This is a genomic window from Bacillus sp. Leaf49, from assembly GCF_001426125.1.
GTDB classification, from domain to species: Bacteria; Bacillota; Bacilli; order Bacillales; family Bacillaceae; genus Bacillus; species Bacillus altitudinis.
Genome location: NZ_LMRK01000020.1, coordinates 615,253 through 627,503 on the forward strand (window position 1 = coordinate 615,253; position 12,251 = coordinate 627,503).

At 40.4% G+C, this 12,251-nt stretch carries 8 protein-coding genes; all 8 read left to right on the forward strand.

Annotated features, from left to right (window positions below):
- Nucleotides 1–3: 3 nt before the first annotated feature.
- Nucleotides 4–3,048 carry an efflux RND transporter permease subunit gene (locus ASG46_RS12880; protein ID WP_056704751.1) on the forward strand — a complete coding sequence of 1,015 codons (3,045 nt, stop codon included), beginning with the start codon at nucleotides 4–6 and terminating at the stop codon, nucleotides 3,046–3,048.
- A gap of 178 nt (nucleotides 3,049–3,226) precedes the next feature.
- A complete protein-coding gene (gene tdh / locus ASG46_RS12885; protein ID WP_056704753.1) occupies nucleotides 3,227–4,291 on the forward strand; it encodes an L-threonine 3-dehydrogenase in 1,065 nt (354 codons plus the stop codon).
- Entirely contained in the window at nucleotides 4,288–5,469 is a 1,182-nt protein-coding gene (locus ASG46_RS12890) for a glycine C-acetyltransferase (RefSeq protein ID WP_123766738.1), read from the forward strand. The genes tdh and ASG46_RS12890 overlap by 4 nt, the downstream gene beginning before the upstream one ends.
- Nucleotides 5,470–5,581: 112 nt before the next feature.
- The gene (locus ASG46_RS12895; protein ID WP_056704755.1) at nucleotides 5,582–6,688 is read left to right on the forward strand and encodes an MrcB family domain-containing protein; all 1,107 of its coding nucleotides are present in this window, start codon (nucleotides 5,582–5,584) and stop codon (nucleotides 6,686–6,688) included.
- Between the two features lie 90 nt (nucleotides 6,689–6,778).
- A complete protein-coding gene (gene miaB, locus ASG46_RS12900) occupies nucleotides 6,779–8,305 on the forward strand; it encodes a tRNA (N6-isopentenyl adenosine(37)-C2)-methylthiotransferase MiaB (RefSeq protein WP_007499471.1) in 1,527 nt (508 codons plus the stop codon).
- Nucleotide 8,306: 1 nt separating this feature from the next.
- Nucleotides 8,307–8,741 carry a RicAFT regulatory complex protein RicA family protein gene (locus ASG46_RS12905; RefSeq protein WP_008344661.1) on the forward strand — a complete coding sequence of 145 codons (435 nt, stop codon included), beginning with the start codon at nucleotides 8,307–8,309 and terminating at the stop codon, nucleotides 8,739–8,741.
- 248 nt (nucleotides 8,742–8,989) lie between these two features.
- Entirely contained in the window at nucleotides 8,990–9,535 is a 546-nt protein-coding gene (gene cotE / locus ASG46_RS12910) for an outer spore coat protein CotE (protein WP_007499466.1), read from the forward strand.
- Between the two features lie 124 nt (nucleotides 9,536–9,659).
- Nucleotides 9,660–12,236, forward strand: a complete 2,577-nt coding sequence (gene mutS / locus ASG46_RS12915; protein WP_056704757.1) for a DNA mismatch repair protein MutS — start codon at nucleotides 9,660–9,662, stop codon at nucleotides 12,234–12,236.
- Nucleotides 12,237–12,251: the final 15 nt, after the last annotated feature.

Here is a 12,251-nt window from a genome sequence, read left to right on the forward strand (position 1 = left end):
ATAATGATCGAAGCTTTTTTAAAAAGAGGAAAGCTTGTTTTTATTTTATTTTTTATCGTTCTCATTGCTGGAGGTTATTTGTTTACACAGCTTCCTAAACGAGAACTGCCAGAGTTTCAAGCAAATATTGTAACCATTTCGACTGTTTTCCCTGGTGCTGATGCAAAACAGGTAGAAAGTGATGTCACCAATAAGCTCGAGTCGGCCATTTCTGATATCAATGGTGTAGAGAAGACAAGCTCTGTTTCTGCTATTGGTTTCTCAAATATTGTGCTTGAAATTGATGATCAAGCCGATTTTCAAAAAGTGGCAAGTCAAATCAAGAGTGAAACCACAAATGCCGCCTCTTCTTTTCCAGATGGTGTGATGGAGCCAGATGTAAAGGATGAGTTTGGCAATGTGCCAGTTGGTTCTTATATGATTGTAGCAAGTAACTCATCTGATTTAGCAAAAAGTCAGGAATCGCTGCGTGCATTAAAAGAAAAAGTGGAGGACATCAAAGGTGTTGATGGTGTCGTCATCAAAGGGTTCAATGACAAACAAGCCATATTGAACTTGGATTCAAGTAAACTGGAGGATAACGGGTTAAACGTGACCGATGTCACAAATGCCATCAATCAAGAATTTGACACATCCCCTCTAGGTGACGTCCAGGCAGATGGAGAAAAGGTCAAGCTGTCCATTGATGCCTATGATCGTTTAGATCAAATGAAAAAGATTGAGATTTTCTCAAAAACGAGCCGAGAGCCTGTTACAATCGGTGAGCTTGGTCGTTTAAAAGAAGTAGAAAAAGAGAAAAGTGATATCGTTTCATATAACGGAAAGCCAGCCTATTCATTTACAGTCAATATTAAGCCAGGACTGGATATTCCTAAAATGTATGACAAAGTCAGTGCGGTCATTGAAAAAGAGAAAGAGCTGCCAAATGGTGTGGATTGGATAGACTACTATTCACAAAAAAGTGAAGTAGATGCCATTTTTAACGATTTAATCAAAGAAGCGATCGTGGCCGTCATCGCCGTCATTGTCGTCACCACACTTGGTCTAACCATTGGTGGTGCGTTTATCGTCTCACTTGCGATTCCGCTATCCATAACGATCGGAACCATCCCGCTGCCGTTTTTACAAGTGGACCTTAATCAAATTTCAATTATTGGCTTTATCATTGCGCTAGGGATACTTGTAGATGACGCCATTGTCGTCAACGATAATATTTTGAGGCAGATGAAAAAATACGAAAGTCCGCTTAAAGGAACTATTGCAGGTGTAAAAGAAGTGGCTGGATCCATTTTGACGTCAACGTTGGCTGTTGTCTTTGCTTTCTTGCCGCTTGTTTTCCTTTCTGGTGCGAACGGTTCATTTATTCGAGCGTTACCGTCTGTTCTAGTCACAACTGTACTTGCGTCAATGGTCATTTCATTGACACTTGTGCCAGTGTATCAATATACAGCAAACCGAAAAAGAAAGAACAAGAAGATTCAAAAAGAACCGGGCTTTTTAGGCAAACCATTAAAAAGGTTAGCCGATTTTTATGCAGATCGAGTACTGACAAACATCGTGAAGCGGCCACTTCTCATTGGATTAAGTGGTTTGCTCGTTGCCACACTTGCCTTTTTGCTTATTTTCGCCACACCATTTGAGTTTTTCCCTGCGGCGAATAAGAAAGAGGTTGTTGTCACTGTGACACTGCCAAGTGAAACAACCTTAGATAAAACGAATGACACATTAGAGAAAATAGAACAAGAGATCAAACAGCAAAAAGGCATTGAAGAGACGGCCATTTTTGCAGGCGGCGGTGTGCCGAACTTGTTTAATGAAAGTATCTCAAACGCAAGTGATCATACGGGTCAGGTTGTTGTCAGAGTAGACAATGAGCAGATGACAAGCAAAGCATTGATCAATCGTATGACAGAGCCATTGCGAAAGAAATTTAAAGATGCTGATATCTTTATGAAAACCATTGTTCAAGGACCGCCAACGGGGGCGCCTGTGACCGTAACCATTGCAGGAGAACAATTTTCAAAGCTCGTGGATGTGAAAGAGAAGCTCACAAAAGAAATGAAAGAAAGCGGAGCAAGTCTGATCACAGACGATGTCAATCAACCGGTGAAAACCATCTCATTTGAATTGAATCGTGACCGAATGGCAGAGGATGGGCTCACTGCTCAGTTTGTCAGCAGACAGCTTGGTCTTGTCACAGAAGGAATTCCATTAGGCACCTTTAAACAAGGAACAGATGACATCGACCTCGTAGTGAAACAAGACATGAGCACACATCAAAACGGACTGAAGCTAAAAGACATCAAGGTGCCTGTGAGTGCAAATGAAGGTGGTATTCCTCAATTGGAGCCGCTTAGCCGATATGTAAAGGAAAAAGAAACAGAGCAGTATGAAAGCATTCCTCATGAAAACGGGATGCCGACGATCACGTTAAAGGCATATCCTGGTACATCAGATACGTTTAAAGACGATATGACAGAAGTCATAAATGAAGTTGGGAAAAGCGATGTAGCGAAGAATTTGACCATTTCTCAGGGCGGAGAAAATGAAGATCAAACCCAATTCTTTATTGAAATTAGTCTCTTATTTGGGGTAGTTTTGCTGCTCATTTATGTGACCATCGCTTTCCAGTTCAATTCACTCATGCTTCCGCTTTTAGTTCTTGGAACGGTTTACTTAGCGATATCCGGCGCCATTATTGGACTATTTGTCACTCAAACGCCGTTTAGCTTTATGGCCACAATGGGGATTGTCTCATTGGCAGGTATTGTTGTCCGAAATGCGGTCGTTTTGTTTGAATTTATTGAACAGAGGCGCAAGCAAGGTCTCGATCAACAGGCAGCTGTGATTGAAGCGGGGAGAGCAAGGATTAGACCTATTTTGCTGACAGCATTTACAGCACTTGTCGCTCTTATGCCCGTTGCTTTAAGTAATGATCCGCTCTTTAAACCGCTGGCGATCTGCATCGTATCAGGTGTCTTTTTCTCAACGATTCTGACACTACTGATTGTGCCGGCTTTGTATGTGGCCGTTTCAAAAAAACACTGACAACTTAAAAGCAAATCTCCGAATAAAAGGAGATTTGCTTTTTTTTTTTAGAAAAATATCTAAAAAAATATGTGGAGTGTTCATTTGTCTTCTCCTGAAAGACATCGGTATTTACGTCTAAAATAAGACATGATAAGATCGGATTGGGAGAAGTTTTTTAACAAAGGGGTTGTACGTCATGTGTGGAACGATGAAAGCGATTGTTAAAAAAGAAAGCGCTTACGGAGCGGCGATGATGGAAATGCCGATTCCAGAAATAAGGAATCATGAAGTGCTTATCCAAGTAAAGGCTACATCAATATGTGGAACGGATGTGCATATTTATAATTGGGATGATTGGGCGAAGGGGAGAGTCAAAGCACCGTACATTTTTGGTCATGAATTCACAGGGGAAGTTGTCAAAACGGGGAACCAAGTCTCACGAGCAAAAGTAGGGGACTTTGTATCGGCTGAGACGCATATTGTCTGTAATCAGTGTTATATGTGTTTAACGGGTCAGCAGCATTTGTGCAGCGAAACGAAAATTTTAGGGGTCGACATTGATGGCTGTTTTGCTGAATATGTCAAAGTACCAGAACAAAATGTGTGGCATAATCCAGCTCAAATGCCAGTGGAACTTGCATCTATTCAAGAACCGCTTGGAAATGCTGTTCATACAGTTCTGCATACACCTGTTTCAGGAAAGTCAGTGTCGATTTTTGGCTGCGGGCCCATTGGTTTAATGGCGATTGCGGTTGCAAAAGCCTCCGGGGCTGTCCAAGTGTTCGCTGTTGATAAAAATGAATACAGACTGGATCTTGCCCGTAAAATGGGTGCAGATCATATCGTGGATATCGGAAAAGATGATCCTGTTGCCATGATCAAGCAGCTCACGCGGATGGAAGGGGCAGACGTGATGTGTGAGATGTCAGGACATCCCGTTGCGATTAATCAAGCACTCGAAGCTTGTGCAAATGGAGGGAAAGTGAATATACTAAGTTTGCCAGAGCGGCCGGTAACCATTGACATTACGAATCAAATTGTTTTTAGGGGATTAACCGTGCAAGGGATCACGGGGAGAAAAATGTTTGAGACGTGGCGTCAAGTATCTGAACTTTTAAGAACGAATACCATTGATGTAAAGCCGGTTATCACCCATACGCTGCCATTTGAAGATTTTGAAAAGGGATTTGAACTCATGAGAAATGGTACGTGCGGGAAGGTCGTACTGATCATGCCATCATATCAAAGGGGGACGAAATGATGAAAGAATTTACGTATTTACAAGATGAATTAGACACAATGAAGCAACAAGGCACCCATCAAACACTGAAAGAAATCGATTCCAAACAATCTTCCACGGTGACATTAAATGAACAATCCGTCATACAACTCTCTTCAAATAACTACTTAGGGCTCACCTCACATCCAAGGCTGATGAAAGCGGCAAAAGAGGCGATTGATGAATTCGGTGCTGGAACAGGATCTGTACGAACCATTGCTGGAACGATGACAATGCATGAACGGCTTGAAAAAAAGCTCGCAGCTTTTAAAAAGACAGAGGCAGCCCTTGTATTCCAATCAGGCTTTACGACCAACCAAGGGGTCTTATCCAGTATTCTCACAAAAGATGATATTGTCATTTCAGATGAGCTGAACCATGCCTCAATCATCGATGGGATTCGCTTAACAAAGGCAGATAAAAAAGTATATGCTCATTCTAATATGGAAGAGCTTGAGAAAATTTTAAAGAAATCGATGAATTACCGCGTCCGTCTTATCGTGACAGATGGTGTGTTCTCAATGGATGGAGATATTGCACCGCTTCCTGAGATTGTAAGACTTGCAGAAACATATGATGCCTTTGTGATGGTAGACGATGCCCATGCGTCTGGAGTACTTGGTGAAAATGGGCGCGGAACAGTGAATCATTTTCAACTTGACGGCAGAGTGCATATTCAGGTTGGCACACTTAGTAAGGCAGTTGGTGTGTTAGGCGGTTACGTCGCTGGTTCTGCCGTTTTAATCGATTACTTAAAGCATAAAGCAAGACCGTTTTTATTCAGCACCTCACATCCGCCGGCTGTCACAAGAGCCTGTGAAGAAGCCATTGAAGTGCTGTTAGACGAACCGGAACGCATTGAAACACTTTGGGAGAACGCGGCCTATTTTAAAGAAAAAGTCATCGGTCTTGGATTTGAGGTGGCACCAACAGAAACGCCTATTATTCCAATGATGATTGGAGACGAGGCACTTACTTTCCGTTTTTCAAAAGCATTAATCGAGCGTGGCGTTTTCGCTCAAGGCATTGCTTTTCCAACTGTAGCGAAAGGAAAAGCGAGAATTAGAGCCATCATCACAGCAGAGCACACAAAAGAAGAGCTTGACCGTGCACTGACAATCATCGAAGAAGAAGCAAAAAAACTGAATATACTTGATTGAGAGAGCTGAGGCTCTCTTTTCTTTTGCGCTAATCTTTCCATATTTCATCAAATCTACCGTTTGTTATGTATAATGTATGTAAAAAGATCTATTGAGGTAAGTGGTGAGACAAATGTTATTTAATAAAGAAGATTTTCATGAACAATTTTTAGATTATAAGAACAAAGGGAGAACAGATAAAAATCACCCTTTTCACAACATGTTTAATAAAGATATCCCAAACAACATTCGTTATGAATTAGAAAAACGCCATATGAGGAATTTGGATAGGATCGATATTAAAGCATCTACAGGAAATGGAAAAGTTGCAGAATGTTTTTGGATTGCACTTTTAGACAAGAGATTAACCACAAATCCTAATTACCAAAAAACAACGACACAAAAAGGAATATTTATTGTTATTTTATTCGCTGAGAACGGGGAAGATTTTTATTTAACAATTGAAACTGGAACTGAAAATTTATCTCTATCTGAAATTAAGGAAGAGACAGCCATTTGGAGGGAAAGGCTACAGCCTGAATTAAAGCATCATAAAAGACTAGATGGCTTTCATATAGGTGATTTTCATTTAGGTAAATCATTAAGACCTAAAAAATATGTAGCAAGCTCATTGGTTTTTAAAAAGTATAATATTGATCATTTTGACCATCACCAATTAATACAAGATATCAATTCTTTAAATGAGTTTTTTTATGATTTTGTTTACGAAGTATATTTGGATCAGGACCTTATTCCAAAAGTGGAACATCAGAATAAATTTAAAAGAAAAAGAATCATTCATAGAGATGTTTATAAACAATTAAGAGAAGAAAGATCAAAGCAAAACGAAGAGACGGGTAGAATAGCAGAGCAATTTGTTTATCATAAGGAAGTAGAGCAATTAAAAGCAGTGGGAAGTGAACAATTAGCGGAAGCTGTCGTTTGGGTAGCTGAAACAGAAGATGGTCACGGATTTGATATCAAATCTTATTACCCCGATGGAAAAGAGAAGCTTATAGAAGTAAAAGGATCTAAACTGACTCACCATGACTTTCCATTCTTCTTATCTGAACAAGAAAGAATGGTAGCAGAAGAAGAAAAAGAATCATATGTAATTACTTTAGTTGAGAGTGTCGGTACACAGCAGATGAAGATTGTCAAAGAAATACAAAATCCTTTAGGAAAAGACGATCTCCATCTGAAGCCTACTCAATATTCATGTAAAATTCGTGTTGATTGAAAAGTGTGGACACATATGAATTTATTTTCAATTCACGACAAAATAGTCTATACTGTAGGGTGGAGCTTGGTTTGAAAGGAGTACAAATTCATGAATGAAGAGCAGAGAAAAGCGAGCGGACAAGTAAGTTCATCGGACAAAAAATCCGAGAAGGACTACAGCCAATATTTTGAAGCTGTGTACATTCCGCCTTCCTTAAAAGATGCAAAAAAACGGGGTAAAGAAGAAGTCGAATACAATCAATTTCAAATTGACGAGCGGTTTCAAGGGTTAGGGAACGGCCGCAAGTTTTATATTCGCACATATGGCTGTCAAATGAATGAGCATGACACAGAAGTGATGGCTGGTATTTTTATGGCGCTTGGTTATGAACCAACAAATTCGACTGAAGATGCGAATGTCATCTTATTAAACACTTGTGCCATTCGTGAGAATGCAGAAAACAAAGTGTTTGGAGAGCTTGGTCATTTAAAAGCATTAAAGCGTGAAAAGCCAGATTTAATCTTAGGCGTCTGCGGATGCATGTCACAAGAAGAATCTGTCGTTAACCGTATTTTAAAGAAACACCCATTTGTTGACTTGATTTTCGGTACCCACAACATTCACCGCCTGCCAGAGCTATTATCTGAATGCTACCTTTCAAAAGAAATGGTCATTGAGGTTTGGTCTAAAGAAGGCGATGTGATTGAAAATCTTCCGAGAGCCCGCCAAGGAAAAATTAAGGGGTGGGTGAATATTATGTACGGCTGTGATAAATTCTGTACATACTGTATCGTCCCTTACACGCGCGGTAAGGAAAGAAGCCGCCGTCCGGATGAAATTATTCAAGAGGTCAGACGCTTAGCAGCAGAAGGATATAAAGAAATTACCCTTCTTGGTCAAAACGTGAATGCGTATGGAAAAGATTTTGAAGACATGGAATATGGTCTTGGTCACCTAATGGATGAGCTGCGTAAAATCGATATTCCACGTATCCGTTTTACAACAAGCCACCCGCGTGACTTTGATGATCACTTAATTGAAGTGCTTGCCAAAGGCGGTAACCTTCTCGACCATATTCATTTGCCGGTTCAATCAGGAAGTTCTTCTGTGCTGAAACTCATGGCAAGAAAATACGACCGTGAACGTTACCTTGACCTAGTGCGCAAAATCAAAGAGGCAATGCCAAATGCTTCATTAACAACGGACATTATCGTTGGGTTCCCAAATGAAACAGATGAGCAGTTTGAAGAGACGCTTTCCCTCTATCGTGAGGTTGAGTTTGATGCGGCTTATACGTTCATTTACTCTCCAAGAGAAGGAACACCAGCAGCCAATATGAAAGACAACGTGCCAATGCGTGTAAAAAAAGAACGTCTGCAGCGCCTGAATGCACTCGTAAATGAAATTTCTGCGAAAAAAATGAAGGAATATGAAGGGCAGACTGTCGAAGTATTAGTAGAGGGTGAAAGTAAAAACAACCCTGAGATCCTAGCCGGATATACAAGTAAAAGCAAGCTTGTGAATTTTAAAGCACCAAAAGAAGCGATTGGCAACATCGTCAAAGTGAAAATCACACAAGCCAAAACTTGGTCTCTTGACGGAGAAATGGTTGGAGAAGCTATCGAGGTGAATTAAAATGACGCTTTATTCAAAGAAAGAGATTGTCGAGCGCGCAAGAGAGCTCGCGAAAATGATTTCTGAAACAGAAGAAGTTGATTTCTTCAAAAAAGCAGAAGCGCAAATCAATGAAAATACAAAAATTGCAGCGATCATTAATCAAATTAAGGCGCTTCAAAAGCAAGCTGTGAATTTAAAGCATTATGGCAAACATGAAGCCTTAAAACAAGTGGAAGAAAAAATTGATGCCCTGCAAGAAGAACTGGATGAGATCCCAGTGATTCAAGAATTCAAAGAATCACAAACAGAGGTTAATTCCCTGCTTCAGCTTGTAGCGCACACAATTTCTAATCAAGTAACGGATGAAATCATTCTTTCAACCGGCGGTGACCTCTTATTAGGAGAAACCGGTTCAAAAGTGAAAAACTCATCCCCAAGTTGCTCCATTAAATGAGAAAACCCCGCAGATGCGGGGTTTTTTGTTTTCTGATGTAAGAATTGCATACCTTCTTTCTCCTTCAGCTTCCATCAACCCCAATCTCTCACTCTCCAACTTTTCCAATTTTCAAGGCAAGTTTATGGGCGACCATGCATACACTGAAACAGAAATGAATTTAATTGAACATGAGACTCAAAATCGTGACACACTAGACGAATGCCCAGCATAAGATAAAACGATCAAGAACAAGGAGGCATGCCGGAATGTCTGAATACAGAGAAATTATTACAAAAGCGGTGGTTGCAAAAGGGAGGAAATTTACCCAAAGCACACACACCATTTCTCCATCGCAAAAACCAACCAGCATCCTAGGCGGTTGGATCATTAATCATAAGTATGATGCTGAAAAGGTCGGTAAAACAGTTGAGATTGAAGGTACATTTGATATTAACGTGTGGTATTCTTACGCAGACAACACGAAAACCGAAGTGGTCACAGAACGTGTAAAATATGTAGATATCATCAAACTGAGATATAAAGATAAAAACTTCCTTGATGATGAGCACGAAGTGATTGCGAAAGTCTTACAGCAACCCAATTGCTTAGAAGTCACCATTTCTCCAAATGGCAATAAAATTGTCGTTCAAGCAGAGCGTGAATTCATTGCTGAAGTAGTAGGGGAAACCAAAATTGTTGTAGAAGTCAATTCAAGCTGGAAAGAAAAAGATGATCACGAATGGGAAGAAGAAGTGGATGAGGAATTAGAAGATATTCATCCAGAATTCCTCGCGGGTGATCCAGAAGAGTAATTGATGACTAGGGCGCATATCCCCCTAGTTTTTTTGTGCCTTGATCTAGGGAAAAAAGGTGAATTTTTATGCTATAATGAAAGATGGTATGAATTCGAAAGTAATATAGTGAGGGATTAGAAATATGGCAAGTTATACGCCCATGATACAGCAATATTTAAAGATCAAGGCAGATTACCAAGATGCCTTTTTATTTTTTCGCTTAGGCGATTTTTATGAAATGTTTTTTGATGATGCAAAAGAAGCAGCACAAGAATTAGAAATTACGTTAACAAGCAGGGATGGCGGCACGATTCCAATGTGTGGAGTTCCATATCATTCTGCGTCTGCATACATAGAACAACTGATAGAAAAAGGCTATAAAGTCGCCATTTGTGAGCAGGTGGAAGACCCTAAAACGGCAAAAGGTGTGGTCAAAAGAGAGGTCGTTCAACTGATTACACCAGGTACGGTCATGGATGGCAAAGGACTGAATGAAAACGAAAATAACTTTATCGCGTCTGTTTCCAGCTTTCAAAATGGCTACGGTCTTGCGCTTTCCGATTTATCAACAGGTGAAAACATGGCGGCTTTCATTGAACGGTTAGATGAAGTTGTGTCTGAAATTTATTCTGTTGGTGCAAAAGAGATTGTGGTATCAAAGCAGCTCGATGAAGAAACGGTGAAAACCCTGAAGGAACGCTGCCAAGCGACCATCTCATACGAAGATAGCGATGAATTAATAGATGAAGCTGAACGACTCGTTTCTCATCTTGACGAGCATCTGAAAATAGCATTTTTCACACTCTATGCATACTTAAGAAGAACGCAAAAAAGGAGTCTTGATCATCTTCAGCAAGTTCAAGTATTTGAGCTTGAACAAACGATGAAAATTGATCTTTACTCAAAAAGAAACCTTGAATTAACAGAAACCATCCGTTCAAAAAGCAAGAAGGGTTCTTTATTATGGCTCTTAGATGAAACAAAAACGGCAATGGGCGGAAGATTGCTGAAGCAATGGATCGATCGTCCGCTCATCCGCCTTTCACAAATCAAAGAACGCCAGGAAATGGTGCAAATTCTGATGGAACATTTCTTTGAGCGAGAGGATCTGCGAGAACGTTTAAAGCAAGTGTATGATCTTGAACGTCTAGCAGGCCGTGTGGCATTTGGAAATGTGAATGCCCGTGATCTTATTCAATTGAAAGAATCTCTCAAACAAGTGCCGGCTATTAAAGAGCTTGTCCATTCTCTCCCGGAGGGTATGGCGAAATCTAGAGCAAATGACATTGATCCATGCGTTGATTTACTTGATTTATTAGAAGATGCTCTTTATGAGAATCCGCCGATGACGTTAAAAGAAGGCAATTTGATTAAAGACGGCTACAATGCAAAATTAGATGAATATCGTGATGCGAGCCGAAACGGGAAAGATTGGATCGCTCGTCTTGAACAGCAAGAAAGAGAATATACAGGCATTCGATCGTTGAAAGTCGGCTTTAATAAAGTGTTTGGCTACTATATCGAAGTGACCCGTGCAAATACGCATTTATTAGAAGAAGGCCGTTACGAAAGAAAACAAACCCTTGCCAATGCAGAGCGGTATATTACACCTGAATTGAAAGAAAAAGAAGCCCTTATTCTTGAGGCGGAATCAAATATTAGTGAATTGGAATATGAACTATTTTCTGCGCTTCGGGAACAAGTAAAAGCCTATATTCCTAGATTACAGTTGCTCGCAAAACAAATGAGTGAGCTTGATGCGCTGCAATGCTTTGCGACTGTGAGTGAAAAGCGGCGTTATGTCCGCCCTGAATTTTCATCAGATGAAGTGGAAGTCATTGATGGTCGTCATCCTGTTGTTGAAAAAGTGATGGATCATCAAGAGTATGTGCCGAATGACTGCCAAATGGGCAAAGGGAGACAAACCTTGCTCATTACTGGTCCGAATATGTCAGGGAAAAGCACATATATGAGACAAATGGCATTGATCTCGATTCTTGCGCAAATTGGCTGTTTTGTGCCAGCATCAAAGGCAACCCTTCCGATTTTTGATCAAATCTTTACACGTATTGGGGCGGCAGATGATTTGATTTCTGGTCAAAGTACTTTTATGGTAGAGATGCTCGAAGCAAAAAATGCGATGGTACATGCGACAAAGAATAGCTTGATTTTATTTGATGAAATTGGACGCGGGACAAGCACTTATGATGGAATGGCTCTTGCACAGGCAATCATTGAATTTGTGCATGATCATATTGGTGCCAAAACCCTTTTCTCCACTCATTATCATGAACTGACGGTACTTGAATCCCAATTAAGCGAACTGAAAAATGTCCACGTACGAGCTGAAGAACATGAAGGGACAGTTGTTTTTTTACATCAAATCAAAGAAGGAGCAGCGGATAAAAGCTATGGCATCCATGTAGCGCAGCTTGCTGAACTGCCTGATGCGATCATTGATCGAGCCCAGACCATCTTAACGGAGCTTGAGAGCGGATCACATGAAGTGATTCCGCGCGTCTCTAAAGCCCCGAAAAAAGAAATGGCTGAGGAAAAACAGCAGCTTTCTTTCTTTGAAGTGGAAGAAAAACCGCAAACAAAACCTGTGCTGAAAAACAAAGATCAAGCAGTGATCGAAGAATTGAAGTCATTTAATTTAATGGATATGACACCGCTTGAAGCGATGACAAAGCTATATGAATTGCAAAAGAAATTATAATGTAAGGTGAGGTGA